Below are 13,495 nucleotides of genomic sequence, written 5' to 3'. Positions count from 1 at the left end.
CTCGCAAATCATGACTCCCTCTCGACCCATTCAGCACGAGCCTTGAGCCAAGCATCCGTATTGCCCCTGCGGATTGCCAACATGCCCTCGTACTCGGCTCGCCCTTCCGCGTTGGGACGGACGTACTGCAGCCCGGACAGCTCCGCCGCCGCTTCCCGGAGGGCTTCGGCCTTGGCCTCCCTGCGCTTGGATTGGAACCAGTCGTCTGCAAGTGTCGGATCGTCCGCGAGCCCCTGCGTTATGGCCTCCTCGAATCCGGCGTTATGCCCCCGGGCGTATGCCTCCGGGTCGCACGGCGTGATCGTGATGCTTGGTTGGGGCTGCTTTCGGTAGCCGGCGGCAAGTATCTCGTTTACCGCAGCGGTCGTGGTTCGGCCCATTATCAGCCGGGCCAGCTCGGCGTGTTCGTTGCTCATGGTTCGCTCCAGATCAGGTGGTCGTGGATCCGCTGGACGAGGTCGGCATCGCCCATGGCCGTGTGCATGTCTTGCTGGTCAAAGCTGATGCCCAGCCCGGTCGCGGTGGCCTGGAGCCCGCGGGGCTTCCACCACCTCTTGGCGCCCATGGCCAGCGCCTCGACGTCCACCAGCCGAAAGTGCCACGGCGGCTTATGTCGGCAGGCCCGCAGCAGCCGCTCAATGATCGAGGCGTCGTATGCGGGATTGGCTGCCACTAGATGCTTGTCGGCGAGCAGGCTGACCAGTCGGCTCGCCGCCCACGGTAAAGGCATATCGATTGCCTCCTCGGTCTTTCCATAGCGGTCGGCGAATCCACTCACGGCTAGGGCCTCGGGCTCGAAGTCGCTCTCGTCGAAGCCCTCAATCTGAATGAGCAGCTTCTGATCCTGTCCCCTGGGCTCGAAGCCCTTTCGGAGGATCAGCCCGATTTCCCATGCTTGGGCATCCGGGCCCAAGCCCGTGGTCTCGGTGTCGATGAAGGCCAGCCCGGTTGCGGTCCGGCTCATCCTTCGCTCCCGAGCGCTTCGGCCAGAGCGGCCCTGAAGAGCCTGGAGTAGTGCCTGTCGCCATCCGCGAGCTGGTCCAAGTCCCTGCAGCGCCCCTCCACGGCTTCGACGGCGGCCACGAGGCGGGCGATGTCCGTGGGAGCGTTAGCGATCAGGGCGGCTATTCTGCCTGCTTTGTAGGTGGACGGGAGCCGGATCTCGATGTCGTCCGCGTCCACGATCCACGCGGGCGCCGTCGTCCGGTCCCCGGGGTCGGTCAACTCCGCCCACTCGGTGCGCGGATCCGGGACGGCGGCTTGGAGCCGGGCTTTGATGCTGTCAAGTACCTGTGCGGTGGTGGACTGTGCGCTGTCGATGACGTCGACCAGCTGCTGGACGACGTGGGCCCGGTGGTCGATGGACGGGGTGTCTTCGTTGAGAGGTACACCGCAGCGGCACTGCCACTGGCGCTTAGCGGCGTCATACTCCGTGATGTGCTGGTCCAGGATGGCCGCGATGGCCCCTTTGGGTGTTGTCATCTTGAGGTCCTTCGTTGTTGGTCTGGGTGGTGGGTGCAAGGGCACTTCTCGCCCTGGGAGTTGGTGCCCGGGCACTTGGTGTGCTGTCCGTGCAGGCACTGCTCGGACGGCCAAATTCGGGCCATCAATCACCCGCCAGGGCGGCCGGCGGCAGGTCGTCCGGGTCGATGCTCCAGAGGCCGAGCTTGCCCTTGGCCGGAAAGGTGTCTTCGAAGTACTGCTGGTTGGACAGCTCCCAGTGCCAGAAGCCGGACATCGCCCACGCCGAGCAGTACTCCTCGCGGATGACCCCGACTTGGGCGGCCTCCAGAGTGGTCCGGCAGTCGTCGGCATGGTGGCACCCGACGATGTGCGCCTGGCCGATGACCATGCCGTGGTCCAGCGAAGCGATGGGCAGGATGCCGGTGATCTTGAAGATGGCCTCCGGGGCTTCCTTCGCCCATGCCTTCCCGGCGTGGATCAGCACGGGCCCGCGGTACCTCGTCCGCTGGCTTCGGTTCTCGACGTCCTTGCCGAGCTGGATGATTGCGTAGGCCCACGGCTGCTTCACCGTGAGGGCCTTATGGGTCCCGCTCATCGTTCCCCCTGCTTCTGCTTGGCCTTCAGCATGCCGAGCCACTCGTATTCCTGGATGGTGTGCGCCTCGTCCGCTGCGCAGATGACCTCGGACCCGCGGCCGTCCGCACTGTCCCGGACGTAGGCGAAGAGCTGGCCGCCGCACTTCACGAACTGGCCACGGTCATTCACCCGGTGCTGGGCACACGTCACCGGGATGTCCAGACGGCGCTGCCCTGTCGGGTAGATCTGGGCCCGAATCGACCGGATCAGGTCGTCCAGCTCCGGCAGGACCGCCTCCGGCAGGGACCGCTCCGGATGGGATGCGAAGTACTGGACGTGATACCGGCCGAGCCAGCCAGCAAGGGAAGGAGTGGACTGGTCCGCCGGGAGACGCTTGCCAGGCATGTCCTCAATGAAGTGCTCCACCTGCGACCAGACCCAATCCCGCGCCGAGCCCATCACGTCAGCCACGGCCACATCCAGCGGAGCCGGAGACCCGGTGTTGGTCGACGAGACGCGCTCGCCGCCCTTCGGAGCACCCGGATAGAGCAGGGCCTCCAGCATTCCCCACGAGGACTCAATCAGAATGAGCAGCTTCCGCAACCGTTCGGTGCAGTTCGTGCACAGCCACGAGCCGCGCTCCGCCAGCACCAGCGGCTCGTCGTGGATGTTCACGATGTCCCGGCAATGCTCCGATACGCAGAAGCCATCCCCGTAACTGGCGTGGCCCTTCGCCGTCGAATACGGGACTCGAGAAACTACTCCGGCCACCACCATCGGATACCGCCGCTCCAGCAACCGAAGCTTGTCCGCCTCGGACAGCCCGGACTCGGCCAGCGCTCGCGGATTCATTCGCAGTTCCTGGCGCTGGTCTTCTGTCAGTTCACGCAACGGCTGTTCCCCTCAGCTCTTTCTCGACTACTCCGTCGGCCCAATCGGACGGGCGGATGATGATGGCGTTGATGCCGGCCGCATTCAGGGCGGCCAGCCAGATCTTTTGCGCGGGCGAGACGCGCCCCTTCTCGGCTTTCAGCTCCCAGAAGAGGACTCGTCCCTGCTTGGGGTGGACCAGTGTGAGATCCGGGAACCCGGGTTCGGACCGGCGGCTGTCATGGGTGTGGTACACCAGCCATCCCAGCGCTTTGGCCATGGCGATGATCTGGTCCTGCAGCTGCTTCTCGGTCCAGTCGCAGATGACGATGCGGCGGTGGTCAGCAACCGGTACTCTCCACGGCTTATCCGGCACGCTTCACCGCCACGGCCTCGACGGCATGCTGCACGGGAGTGACTCCGAGGAGCTCCGGGCCTTCCTCGGTTTCGACGACGGCCCATGCTGTGGCTCCGCAAGGAATTAGGCCATCACGGAGGGCCATCTCGTGGACTCGCTCTCGGCCTTCCTGCTGCAGTTCGCTGAGGTGCATGTCCTGGTCTGTGATCTGGAAGCGGGATGCGTACTTGAGCATCACTTTCCCCCTCTGGTTCTTGGGCGTCCTCTGCGGGATCGCTTGGGTTTGTTTCGAGGGGAGGGGTGGCCAGCTTGAGAGCTGGCCTCCCTTCCCTTACCTGCCCGACCCGTCCCGCCCCGCCCCGTCCCGGAAAGTCCAGACTTTTTGGGCATGTCCGCTGGCGGTTCTGCCAGAAGCTCTTCTGCGGGCCTTTCCGGGCCGTCGTGAGCATCAGGAGCCGGTAACCGATCCTCGGCGCCGTGCGGGGCCGTGGGGCTCGATGGGCGGCCGGTTGCTGCTTCCGTTGCCGTTCCCAGAGCTTCGGGAGTCTCCGCCGGGGGTTGCGTCCGTTGCGGAGTCTGCGGGGCGTCCGGGCGGGGTTGCCCGGGGCGCGGTGGTTCTGATGGTTTGACGTCGTATCCGTACTTGGCCAACCAAGCGGCTGTGCTTTCGCTGTAGTAGGGCTTGGGCGGTGGCGGGAGCAGCGGGTAACGAATCTCGCGGTCCTCGTAGTCCTTACGGCCGCTGTTGCAGCTGCCGCAAGCGACTACCAGGGTCTCGACGGTCCCGGGCTCGCCGGTCTGGGTCCGGTGGTCATAGGTCCCTCGGCGAGCGCCGGAGCGAGCGCCGAAGTAGACCACTTGCTGGCAGTATCGGCAGGTGTCGCCGTCGCGGTGGCGGACTGCTGAGGTGAGCTTGGTGTTCTTGGAGTCGTTGGCTTGTTGGCGGTCCCATTCGATTTCGGATTTGAGGCGGAGGTGGATGAACTGGGGGTCCTCGATGAGCTTCCATGCGGGGGCTCCGTCTAGTTCCCACGGTTCAAACAGTCCGGCGCGTTCGGCAAGGTCGATGCAGTTGCGGTAGTTCGGGCCGCCGATCATCTGGGCGGTGCCAAAGTCGATGACGTAGTCCGTGGTGTGACCGGCGGCCTGAAGGGCGCAACGGAAGACGAAGCCTGCCACCTCGTTGAGGTAGCGGTCGTCATCTCCCAGATAGGCGACTTTCATAAGCGGCGGGTATGTTGCCGCGTTGTCGCCGAATTTTCCCCAGGCCACCGATCATGCGTCCTGTACGGCTGCGAGGCGTGCGGGCAGCCGGTCTTTCCACTCGCTGCGGAACTTGTCGTAGAGGGCGGTTACGTCGTCGTCGAGGTGGGTGGGTGTGAGCAGGCCGATGAAGTGCTCGCCGCATCGGACGATGAGGGTGCCGGTGGAGTCGCCCATCTCGAAGATGAGGGGTTCCTTGTAGACGGCGGCTGCGGTCTTGAAGAGTGCCACGTTCTGGGAGCTGACGGCGGTGCGGCGGGGCACGGTGCCGAGGCGGCGGGTGCGGACGGCGATGTGGTGCCAGAGCTGCTCGACGTCGCGGTCCCCGATCCATGCCTGCTTGAGGGTCAAGGACTTGCCCGGAATCATGCCTGAGACGTCGGTGATGCGGATCTTGCTGGCCCGGACGGCTCGGGCCGCCTCGTCATCGCGGCTGATGATGTTGGAGAAGTCCGTGGCGGCTTCCGTCTCGAAGCGGATGGAGACCTCGTCGACGCCGGCCACCTTTCCCGGGAAGACCTTGAGGATGGCGCCCACATCCTTGAGGCTGATGGCGAAGGCGTCCAGGGTGCCGTCAGAGTCCCAGAGGTCGACGAATGCCACCCCGGTGGTGGATCCGTTCGAGGCGGTGATCAGCAGCTCCTCGGACTCGTTGACGTTGAAGAGCAGCGTGGAGAGGTGCGGGACATCATCGCTCTTGTAGGCATGGGCGGCTACGGCCTGCAGGGCCTTGGCCAGGTACTCGCCGTTTACGGTGAAGCTCATTGGTTCCCCCTCGATGGGTTCGATGCGGTGCGGTTTGGTGCCCAGATGACGGTGTCCCGCTTCTCGACTTGGACGTCCGGTGGGAGGTCCGCCCACTGCTGCGGGGTGAATCCCCACCAGCGGGCGTACATCCGGTCCTCCGGACTGATGCGGGGGCGGGGCGGCGGCGCGGGGTCGGGCCGCTTACGGCGGAACCAGCGGATCACTTCGTCTCCTTCGGCTTGATCGGTTGGTGGACCTCAATGCGGCCGGTCCACTCGATGCGGGTCTGGGGCTGCGCGGGTGCTTGGGTGGGCTGCGAGGAGGTCATTCGCCTTTCGCCTCCCGGATGGCTGCTTCGGCGGCTTCCTTCGCCAGCCGCATGGCCTTCCGGGGCCTCAGCGTCCGCCGCTCGGGCTGGTCGCCTATCTGGTAGATGGCAAAGAACGGCGCCAGGACAGCGACCCGGAAGACTTGGCGGTCGCCCACGGTCAGCGTCGTTACGGTCCCGCTGATGGGGGCCGGCGTCCGGCGGCGCTTCACTTGGCCACCTCCGCCCACTGCTGGGGAGCAAGGATCGCCTCGGGCTGGCCGGTCTCGTTCGCGACCTGCGAGAGCCCGGAGGGCAGCACGCCGCCCTCGTCGTGCTGCTCGGGGTTGGCAAGCTTGAGCAGGATGTCGGCATGGCAGGGCATGCCCGGGGCGCACCAGCACGCGAGGTCCTTGCCCTTGAGAGTGGCGATCTCATCCGCCGTAGGGCCCTCGCCGCGCGTCAGGTGGACGTGGTATCCGGCGACTGCCCGCTGGGCTGCTTCCCGGTAGTGGTCGAAGGGGTGGACGTGGTCCACGCCGCGGTATCCACGGAGCACGGCGGCGTATTCCTTGGTGTCTCCCGGGACGGGCGTGAACCGCTCCACCTTCCACGGGTTCCCGAATCGGGTGCCGCGGCCGACGTATACGGCGCCGTCCGGCATCTTGAATCCCTTGCGGCGCTGCCGCTGGACACGTACTGGGCTCACTTCTGGCCTTCCTTTGGGCTGGTGATGATCTGGTAAAGGTGCGGGTCGGCTACCGCTAGCCGCACGAGCTTGGATGTCAGGACCGGGTGGGGGTCCGGCTGCGTTGCCGGATCCGTGACGGCCTCCACTTATGCCGTCCGGCGGTGGCGGCCCGGGGTGAGCTGCTCGGTGACGAGGCAGACCAGACGGCGGCGGAGAGTCCAGCGGGCAGCACGGCGACGCTGCGGGGCGGACGGGGCGATGATCAGGTGCATTCGGGTGTCTCCTGCTTCGGGTGTTCGATCGGTTCGTACCAGCGGCATCCGCAGGTGTTTTCGACGGACTCGGTATCGTCCGGGTTGGTCCAGCACTCCCCCGCGTCGTGATGCCCGACGGGGTGGCCGCATTCCTTGCAATCAGTGGCGGCCAGGGTCTGCTCGGCCATTCAGCGCTTGCGCCAGTTCTTGGGCTGCTCCGGGCCGTGGTTCCGGTGCTGCTTCATCCACAGCGCCCGGGCCCGGGGATCCGTCGGCGGTTCCTCGGGGACCAGTCCGGCCTCCCTGGCGGCTTCGGCGAACTTCACGAGCCCGACGGTCATTGCCTCGAATCCCTCCGCGAGCTTCACGGCGAAGGACTGCATTCCGCGGGCGAAGGCGTCCATGTCGAGTGGCTCGTAGTAGTAGCCCCTTGCTGGCCTGCTGCGTCCGCCGGGTGTGAACCGGGGTATCTGTCCGTCAACGATGACGCCTTCCAGCACGTCATCCTGGGGCTTGAAGGGTACGAGCTCCTGCCCGCGAGCGCTGGGGGTGTCAGATGAGTTGGGGTACACGGCGGGTCCGTCCTCTGGTGTTGGCGATTCGGAGCTTGGTGGTTCCGTCTTCGGGGATGCCTCGGGCTTCGCGGCCGAGGCGTATGCGAAGCGCTACGGCTTCGGCGGTGGACGGGGCCTTGGGGCGGGGGTCGCTGAGGGTCTTCGGTTTCCAGCCTTTGGCGACCATGTCGCAGCGGGGGCAGGTGCCGTCCGCCTTGTACTCGACGACGGTGCCCGGGAAGTCTTCGGCCGTCTGGCCTTTCTTCCGGGTGGGGCGGTTGCAGGTGGGGCATTGCTTGCTCATAGGAGGGCCTCCGTGGCGTAGATGAAGTCTTCTGGGGTGGTGAAGATGCGGTGGCAGCTGTGCTCGGGGCACATCACCTCGTCTTGGGTTTCGACCGCGTGCCGTAGGGCCCGGGCGAACTGGGTTTGCATGGTGGCCAGGCAAGTGGCGCAGATGAGGACGACGTCGCCTTCGGGGTGGCGGCAGCAGTGGATCCGGGCGGCGACGGCGGCGCGGTTCTTGCATCCGGCGATCTCTCGGACCTTGGCGTCCTTGATCCTGCCGACGTCGCAGCCGACGAAGAGGTCTTCCGCGAGCGCGGCCAGCAGCTCGGCCTCGTTGGGCTTGTGCTCTCCGGTCATCAGTCCTCCTCGGGGATGTCGAGCAGCGTGGGGTTCGACCATTCGCAGAAGGTGCAGGCTTCGCCTTCGCAGTCGTGCGGCGCGGCCACCCTGGCGGGGGCTTCTGTCTCGCTCATCAGTAGGCCTGCAGGGTTTCGGCCATGCAGGCGACCAGGTCGCGGGCGGCGGGCGGGGTGACGGCGTTGCCGGCCATCTTGACCTGCTCGCGCTTGTTGCCGAGCATGATGTATTCCTTCGGGAAGGCCATGCCTGCTTTGATCTCGTGGGGCTCCAGCATCCGGAACTCGCAGTCGTCCACCTCGGGCACGGTCCACTCGGCCAGTCCGTGGTGCAGCCCGTTGGCAGCGAAGGTGTCCAGTGGCTGCCCGACATCCTTGGGCGCGTTCTGCCCGCGAAGGGTGGTGATCATGGCGAAGCGGTCGTGCGTGGTGATGGTGGGGATGGCTTTGGACGTCTGGTGCATCTGCCCGTTGCCGTAGTACTCCATGAGCATGTGGTGCCCTGGCGGCGTGATCAGCGACTGGTGACCCGCGGTGGTCAGCGTCCGCATAACCTCATCGGTGGGAGTCGACATCTCCGCGCCGGAACCCCGACTCGAGTTATTTCTCATCAGCAGCGGGGGAACCAAGAGTCCTGTTTCGTTGCGGGTCGTCTGCGTCCGCATAGGGTCGCCGGCCAGCTGCGCCTGCTTGCCCTCGCGTCCTTCCATCGGCACGAGCAGCGAGCGCGTGTAGGCAGTCGTCTGGGTCTGGAAGGGCTCGTGGTTTACGGGGCTGATGATCTGCGAGCCGCGGACAGAGTCGATGCTTACGGGCTCGGCGCCGTACTTGGCGAGCCCCGCCCGGATCCGGGCCAGCGTCTTGTCAGCGAGGGGCCGCGTGCGGTCTCCGATGCGTTCGCCGCGGAGACTCCAGTCGATGGCGTGGGAGGCGGGCAGCCAGCCGGGCTCGACGATCTGGTTGCGGCAGGACGAGCTGGGGCAACGGTAGACGTACTGGGCGCGGTAGCGGCCCCACTGCTCGGCTTTCTTGAAGACCTGCATGGCCTCCACGATCTGGTCGCAGCCGGAGCAGTAGGCCTTGGGCCGGAAGTACTTCTCGACGTCGGGAGCCTTGTTGCCCTTTTTCCAGAAGAGGACATACATGCGGTCGCGGGACTGCGGTGCGGGCAGGCCGCCGTGCTGGGCGTGCATGCTGTTGAGGTACTGGATGCGGTGCTCGTAGCCGAGGGACTTCATGGCCATCAGCCAGGCTTCGAACATGACCCACTTGGCGGCGTCGACGACGTTCTCGGTGATGATGGCGCGGTAGTGGTGGACCTCGGCGAAGCGGGGTACGTCCCACATGGTGGCGCGGGAGCGATCGGCGGCTTCGTCGGGCAGAGTGTCGCCGAAGAGGTCCGGCTGGTTGGTGATGCGCTTCTTGCCCTTGGCTACCGAGTGGTTGGTGCATTCCGGGGATGCCCAAAGGATGTCGCTGTGGCCGATGTAGCGGGGGTCCGTCTCTTTGATGTCGGCCTGGACGTGGATGGTGTCGGGGTGGTTGGCGTTGTGGGAGTCGAGCGCCTTCTGCCAGTGGTTGAGTGCAGTCTTCACAGAGATGCCCGGGAGCATCGTTGCCCCGGTACTTGATCCGCCGGCGCCGCAGAACATATCGGTCATCGTCAAGCTCACAGGGCCACTCCCCTGCCTGCGTCGATGGCGTCGGCAGCCACGAGAGCGATAAGGGCGGACTGAGCAGCGGCGAGCGCTGCGGTGCGGTTGCCGTTGTTCTGGTAATCGGTGGCCTGCTGCAGGTAGTCGCTTGCCATGTTGTCCATGGCGCCGCTGCGGGCGGGCCCTGTGGCATTTCCGAGCCATTCTTGCTCGGTCGCGGGGGCTGGTGTGATGGTCATTTTTACCTTGCTTCGAGGACGACGGCGGATGTGCCGGTGAGGATGAGGAGGAGGCCGAGGAACGCGGGCCCGTTGAGAGTGCCGGTGAGTCCTGGCACTGCGTAGAGGACGGCGCCGAGCATGATGGCCGGGAGCCAGAGGCGGAGGACCCGGCGCTGCCTGGCGGTCATGGGACCAGCGCCTCGGATGGTTCGTATTCCTTTTCGTGGGGCAGGTAGATCGCGAAGTTCGCGGCGGCCCGGCCGTCGATCAGGATTTCCTTGGTGTTGAGGTCCACCTCGACGCGCTTGGCGGCGAACCACTTTGTCTTCGCGAAGGCGACCAGCTGGGCAGTCAGCTCCCGGTTGTTCCGGTAGTCCAGCTCGGCCGGGTCCTTGTAGTGCCGCGTGCCCTTGGGCTGGATGTAAGCGCGGGCCTTCGTCCGGCCGCTCACAGCGCCTTACCCCAGAGCTTGGGCGACATCCGGCGAGCGTTAATAACCGCGGCAACGTCCTCCGGATTTGCGTGCGAGGTGATCTGGATTCCGAAGCCCGGGCGGATCGCGGCCTGATCATCGGCGAGCGCTGGAGGGTTAGCGCGTTCCCACCGTCCTCCGGCGGCTTCGACGTCGTCCGAGAGGATCTGGAAGGAGTCCGCGAGGAACTCGATGCGGGTGCTGATGTATTCGATGCCGTGGATGGTCAGTCCGGCGTCGTCCATGGATGGCAGGGCGTCAACGGCCTTGACCACGTTGCGGGCGTCTTCGAGTACTTTGGCGAGCTTGCGCATGCGCTGGCTGCACTCGATGCCGTACTGGTCCGGGACCTTGGGGTTCTTGGGCTTGGCCTTCAGCTCGGGGCGGTCTTCGGCTTTGAAGTACAGCCCGCGGGGCGCCCGTTCCTGGCCGCTCATGCGGCATCACTCACGGCGTGGGTGGTGTGCTGCTCGATGAGCGCCTGCAGGGTGTCGTTCCGGATGCGGAGCTTGGGCTTCAGCTCGGTTCCGATGTCGACGGTGGTCACGCGCCCGTCGCGGATCCGCTCGTAGAAGTAGTTGGGGGTGACGCCGAAAGCCTTTGCTGCGTCGGCCACCGTGAAGAGCGGCAATGCCGAGGCGGGAAGTGTTTCTGTGGAGGTAGACAAGGTAAACTCCTGAGTGAGGTTTGAAGTACTTCTGGTCCCTCGCCTAGTTGCTGCTAGGCGGGGGATTTTTTATTCGCTGAAGTAGCCAGCGCCCACGGCCGGGGCGATAAGCCGCGTGATCGGCACGTCCAGCCATCCGGCGATGGCCTCGATTTCGTTGATAGTCAGATCGCTCTCGCCATTGATGCGGCGGTTAGCGGTGGAGCGGTGGACCTGCAGGTAGTTGGCCAGGTCGATCGAGCCCAGTTTCCGAGCCGCCATGATGCCCCTGATTTCGGTGGCGATACGCTGCGCAGCGGTGGGCTCTGCGTCGGTTGCCGGCGCGGTGCCGGAGCCGTTTTCGGTGGTTGGGGTGGTTTCCAAGTAGTTCTCCGGTCCAAGTCGAGTACTGCGGGGGATTGACAATCCAGTGGATTGCGTAATTGAGACGCTAACCCTGCTCGGTTAGAAACGCAAGTTCTGCGCAGGTTTGTCACAGAATGCTCTTACAGAGCGACAAACGCTCTAGCTTCCGCTATCGTGGTTTAGGTCAACCTGAAACGCGCTAATCGTGCGTACAGCGAGCGTTTAACTCACGAGCGGGGTAGTTTGTATGTCTATGCCGAAAAAACGACCAGAATCTGGTGCGCTGGCGCGCGCCGTCTCCTCAGAGGTACGAGCCGCCATGGGAAGGCACCGCGTCAGCGGCATGCAACTGGCGAACCTGACAGGGGTTTCGCAGAACTACATTGCTAGTCGGCTCCGCGATGAATCGCCCTTCACCGTCAACGACATCGAGAACATCTGCAAGGCCCTCGGCGAAGATCCCGGGAGCCTTTGGGCTGCTGCAATCCAGCACCTCGGCGAGCACTAGACATGGCCACCGCACGTCGACCAAAGGGCGAAGGGACCGCTCCGCGTCTCCTTCCGGACGGAAGATGGCGGGCCGAGCTGACCATCGGCACGGACGCAAACGGCAAGCGGGACCGCAAGGTCGTATACGGGGCCACGAAGACCGAATGCTCAGCCAACCTCCGCGCCGTCATCAAAGCCAAAGACGACGGGATCCTCACCAACGGCCGGGCTCCGACCTTGGGCGAGTGGATGCACCACTGGGTGGACAACATTGCGCCCATCAAAGTGACCGGCGGCAAGGGCTGCCGTCCGCGTACCCTCGTCGGGTACCGCTCCTACATCCGGACTTGGGTGGACACTTCTCCCGTCGCAAAGGTGCGCCTGGACAAGCTCACGCCCGAACACCTTGAGCAGCTCTACAAGCCACTCCGGGACCTCAACCGTTCCGAGTCCACCGTCGCGCAGCTGCACCGCATCCTCTCCCGCGCCCTGACCGTCGCCATGCGCCGCGGCCGCGTGGGATTCAATCCTGCCCAGCGAATGGACGCGCCACAGCCCGCCGAATACGAGCCCGACATCCTCACCCCGGACGATGCCCGGAAGCTCCGCGCCGCCGCCGAGGACGCGCCCGACGGCGCCCGCTGGCTGGTCGCCCTCGCGCTGGGCCTGCGGCAAGGCGAAGCGTTGGCCCTGGCATGGGACAAGATCGACCTTGACGCCGGAGTGCTTCATGTCCATCGCGAGCTGTACTCGCTGCCGTGGAAGCATGGCTGCCCCGAGGCCGAGGCCAAGCCCAAGGATGAACGCCCGTGCGGCCGCCGGGCCGACCACTGCAAGCATCGCCACTCCGGCGGCCGCTTCGTTGGCACTCCAAAATCCGACGCTGGCAAGCGCACCCTGTCGCTGCCGGAGCAGCTGGTGGACGTACTGCGCCGCCACAAGGAAGCCCAGATCCGCATTCGCGCCGAGGAGGGCCCGCGCTGGCGAGGCTTCACGGCTGCCAGCGGCGAGACGCTGGAGCTGGTCTTCTGTCAACGTTCCGGCAACGCTTACCAGGCGTCCAAGGACTGGCAGGCGTGGAAGGACTTCCTCAAGGCAGCCGGAGTGCCTGCCGTCCGCGTCCACGATGCCCGGCACACCGCCGCCACCCTGCTGCTCCTGATGGGCGTGGACGGCCGCGTGGTGATGGACATGATGGGCTGGTCCGTCGCCTCCATGCTCAAGCGCTATCAGCACGTCCTCGACGTCATGAAGGTAGACGCTGCCAAGAAAGTCGGAGACGCACTATGGGCCACGCCCGCCGAGCCAGAGCCGCAGCCGCAAGCCGCGGTCCTCTCCATGGCGGACTTCCGCGCACGTCGGAAGGCGTAGGCAATTAACGAGACAATTGAATAGTCAAGCTTTAGAAACGGGCCCCGACAGGACTTTGTCCTGCCGGGGCTCTCCTATTGTCAGACCCCGCTGCTAGAACGTTGGGGTCAGGTGTAACAAGTTTTGAGGGGGCGTTTTAGTGGGGAACAGGGTACGGGCGGTCGTCGGCTGTCCAGGCTGCGGAGATGGTGGATGCAAGCCGGGGCAGGACGTCAGCTGCGGCCGGTATGTGGTCCGAGGGGACGGCGTGGAGCTGGGCAGGATCGTGGACAGCGTCGTCGTGGGGGACGGCGAAGTCTGGGAGATCGCCTGGCCGGACGGGACCATTGATCTGCTGAGCACGACGCAGCTTGCGGGCGTCAGGACGTATAGGCCACCGAATAGACCACCAAAGGATGAAACGGCACAGTAGCCGGACAAACCAAAAAGACCCCCGATTTCCCTAGAACTCAAGGGAAATCGGGGGTCTTGCTTTTGTACCCCAGGTGGGACTCGAACCCACAACACGCGGATTTTAAGTCCGCTGCCTCTGCCAATTGGGCTACTG

Annotated in this window: 26 protein-coding genes; 3 read left to right on the top strand and 23 right to left on the bottom strand. The window is 65.3% G+C overall.

What is annotated here, in order from left to right; translation table 11 throughout:
- Positions 1 to 8: 8 nt before the first annotated feature.
- The 23 genes from IEX43_RS19415 to IEX43_RS19305 form a co-directional block, all read right to left on the bottom strand.
- Positions 9 to 416, bottom strand: a complete 408-nt coding sequence (locus IEX43_RS19415; RefSeq protein WP_188813777.1) for a hypothetical protein — start codon at positions 414 to 416, stop codon at positions 9 to 11.
- The gene (locus IEX43_RS19410) at positions 413 to 964 is read right to left on the bottom strand and encodes a 3'-5' exonuclease (protein WP_188813776.1); all 552 of its coding nucleotides are present in this window, start codon (positions 962 to 964) and stop codon (positions 413 to 415) included. Before IEX43_RS19410 ends, IEX43_RS19415 begins: the two co-directional genes overlap by 4 nt.
- The gene (locus tag IEX43_RS19405) at positions 961 to 1,482 is read right to left on the bottom strand and encodes a hypothetical protein (RefSeq protein WP_188813774.1); all 522 of its coding nucleotides are present in this window, start codon (positions 1,480 to 1,482) and stop codon (positions 961 to 963) included. The genes IEX43_RS19410 and IEX43_RS19405 overlap by 4 nt, the downstream gene beginning before the upstream one ends.
- Before the next feature lie 124 nt (positions 1,483 to 1,606).
- Positions 1,607 to 2,059, bottom strand: coding sequence for an ASCH domain-containing protein (locus IEX43_RS19400; protein ID WP_188813772.1), 453 nt, complete (start codon positions 2,057 to 2,059; stop codon positions 1,607 to 1,609).
- The gene (locus IEX43_RS19395; RefSeq protein ID WP_188813770.1) at positions 2,056 to 2,892 is read right to left on the bottom strand and encodes a hypothetical protein; all 837 of its coding nucleotides are present in this window, start codon (positions 2,890 to 2,892) and stop codon (positions 2,056 to 2,058) included. Before IEX43_RS19395 ends, IEX43_RS19400 begins: the two co-directional genes overlap by 4 nt.
- Positions 2,893 to 2,923: 31 nt before the next feature.
- Positions 2,924 to 3,286 (bottom strand): VRR-NUC domain-containing protein, encoded by a 363-nt coding sequence (locus IEX43_RS19390; RefSeq protein ID WP_229666554.1) that lies wholly within the window; start codon positions 3,284 to 3,286, stop codon positions 2,924 to 2,926.
- Entirely contained in the window at positions 3,276 to 3,503 is a 228-nt protein-coding gene (locus IEX43_RS19385; protein ID WP_188813768.1) for a hypothetical protein, read from the bottom strand. The genes IEX43_RS19390 and IEX43_RS19385 overlap by 11 nt, the downstream gene beginning before the upstream one ends.
- Positions 3,503 to 4,492 carry a hypothetical protein gene (locus tag IEX43_RS19380; protein ID WP_188813766.1) on the bottom strand — a complete coding sequence of 330 codons (990 nt, stop codon included), beginning with the start codon at positions 4,490 to 4,492 and terminating at the stop codon, positions 3,503 to 3,505. Before IEX43_RS19380 ends, IEX43_RS19385 begins: the two co-directional genes overlap by 1 nt.
- Before the next feature lie 51 nt (positions 4,493 to 4,543).
- On the bottom strand, positions 4,544 to 5,296 hold the full coding sequence (locus IEX43_RS19375) for a hypothetical protein (protein WP_188813764.1): 753 nt from the start codon (positions 5,294 to 5,296) through the stop codon (positions 4,544 to 4,546).
- 306 nt (positions 5,297 to 5,602) lie between these two features.
- Positions 5,603 to 5,818, bottom strand: coding sequence for a hypothetical protein (locus IEX43_RS19365; RefSeq protein WP_188813760.1), 216 nt, complete (start codon positions 5,816 to 5,818; stop codon positions 5,603 to 5,605).
- Entirely contained in the window at positions 5,815 to 6,294 is a 480-nt protein-coding gene (locus IEX43_RS19360; RefSeq protein WP_229666553.1) for a DUF4326 domain-containing protein, read from the bottom strand. The genes IEX43_RS19365 and IEX43_RS19360 overlap by 4 nt, the downstream gene beginning before the upstream one ends.
- Positions 6,295 to 6,422: 128 nt before the next feature.
- Positions 6,423 to 6,548, bottom strand: coding sequence for a hypothetical protein (locus IEX43_RS20475; protein WP_268238384.1), 126 nt, complete (start codon positions 6,546 to 6,548; stop codon positions 6,423 to 6,425).
- Positions 6,539 to 6,718 carry a hypothetical protein gene (locus IEX43_RS19355; protein ID WP_188813759.1) on the bottom strand — a complete coding sequence of 60 codons (180 nt, stop codon included), beginning with the start codon at positions 6,716 to 6,718 and terminating at the stop codon, positions 6,539 to 6,541. Before IEX43_RS19355 ends, IEX43_RS20475 begins: the two co-directional genes overlap by 10 nt.
- Positions 6,719 to 7,102 carry a hypothetical protein gene (locus IEX43_RS19350; RefSeq protein ID WP_188813757.1) on the bottom strand — a complete coding sequence of 128 codons (384 nt, stop codon included), beginning with the start codon at positions 7,100 to 7,102 and terminating at the stop codon, positions 6,719 to 6,721.
- Positions 7,083 to 7,388, bottom strand: a complete 306-nt coding sequence (locus IEX43_RS19345) for a hypothetical protein (protein WP_188813755.1) — start codon at positions 7,386 to 7,388, stop codon at positions 7,083 to 7,085. Before IEX43_RS19345 ends, IEX43_RS19350 begins: the two co-directional genes overlap by 20 nt.
- Entirely contained in the window at positions 7,385 to 7,729 is a 345-nt protein-coding gene (locus IEX43_RS19340) for a hypothetical protein (RefSeq protein WP_188813753.1), read from the bottom strand. The genes IEX43_RS19345 and IEX43_RS19340 overlap by 4 nt, the downstream gene beginning before the upstream one ends.
- A gap of 115 nt (positions 7,730 to 7,844) precedes the next feature.
- Positions 7,845 to 9,401, bottom strand: a complete 1,557-nt coding sequence (locus IEX43_RS19335; RefSeq protein ID WP_229666552.1) for a DNA cytosine methyltransferase — start codon at positions 9,399 to 9,401, stop codon at positions 7,845 to 7,847.
- Positions 9,398 to 9,622 carry a hypothetical protein gene (locus tag IEX43_RS19330; protein ID WP_188813751.1) on the bottom strand — a complete coding sequence of 75 codons (225 nt, stop codon included), beginning with the start codon at positions 9,620 to 9,622 and terminating at the stop codon, positions 9,398 to 9,400. The genes IEX43_RS19335 and IEX43_RS19330 overlap by 4 nt, the downstream gene beginning before the upstream one ends.
- Positions 9,623 to 9,624: 2 nt before the next feature.
- Positions 9,625 to 9,792 (bottom strand): hypothetical protein, encoded by a 168-nt coding sequence (locus IEX43_RS19325; RefSeq protein WP_188813749.1) that lies wholly within the window; start codon positions 9,790 to 9,792, stop codon positions 9,625 to 9,627.
- Positions 9,789 to 10,055, bottom strand: coding sequence for a hypothetical protein (locus tag IEX43_RS19320; RefSeq protein WP_188813747.1), 267 nt, complete (start codon positions 10,053 to 10,055; stop codon positions 9,789 to 9,791). The genes IEX43_RS19325 and IEX43_RS19320 overlap by 4 nt, the downstream gene beginning before the upstream one ends.
- A complete protein-coding gene (locus tag IEX43_RS19315; protein ID WP_188813745.1) occupies positions 10,052 to 10,513 on the bottom strand; it encodes a hypothetical protein in 462 nt (153 codons plus the stop codon). Before IEX43_RS19315 ends, IEX43_RS19320 begins: the two co-directional genes overlap by 4 nt.
- Positions 10,510 to 10,743, bottom strand: coding sequence for a helix-turn-helix domain-containing protein (locus IEX43_RS19310; protein WP_188813743.1), 234 nt, complete (start codon positions 10,741 to 10,743; stop codon positions 10,510 to 10,512). Before IEX43_RS19310 ends, IEX43_RS19315 begins: the two co-directional genes overlap by 4 nt.
- Positions 10,744 to 10,812: 69 nt before the next feature.
- Complete coding sequence (locus IEX43_RS19305; protein WP_188813741.1) at positions 10,813 to 11,106, bottom strand: helix-turn-helix domain-containing protein; 294 nt, start codon at positions 11,104 to 11,106, stop codon at positions 10,813 to 10,815.
- Between the two features lie 301 nt (positions 11,107 to 11,407).
- On the opposite strand from IEX43_RS19305, the gene IEX43_RS19300 reads away from it, so the two are divergent.
- The 3 genes from IEX43_RS19300 (at position 11,408) to IEX43_RS19290 (ending at position 13,360) form a co-directional block, all read left to right on the top strand.
- Positions 11,408 to 11,596 carry a helix-turn-helix domain-containing protein gene (locus IEX43_RS19300; RefSeq protein WP_188813739.1) on the top strand — a complete coding sequence of 63 codons (189 nt, stop codon included), beginning with the start codon at positions 11,408 to 11,410 and terminating at the stop codon, positions 11,594 to 11,596.
- A 2-nt stretch (positions 11,597 to 11,598) separates the two neighbouring features.
- Entirely contained in the window at positions 11,599 to 12,948 is a 1,350-nt protein-coding gene (locus tag IEX43_RS19295) for a tyrosine-type recombinase/integrase (protein ID WP_188813738.1), read from the top strand.
- 247 nt (positions 12,949 to 13,195) lie between these two features.
- Positions 13,196 to 13,360: a hypothetical protein gene (locus IEX43_RS19290; RefSeq protein ID WP_188813735.1), complete on the top strand. Its 165-nt coding sequence runs from the start codon at positions 13,196 to 13,198 to the stop codon at positions 13,358 to 13,360.
- Positions 13,361 to 13,495 lie beyond the last annotated feature (135 nt).

The organism is Pseudarthrobacter polychromogenes (assembly GCF_014644495.1).
GTDB classification, from domain to species: Bacteria; Actinomycetota; Actinomycetes; order Actinomycetales; family Micrococcaceae; genus Arthrobacter; species Arthrobacter polychromogenes.
Note: the sequence above shows the minus strand (reverse complement) of the source record. Positions and strands in the feature narration are given on the sequence as shown.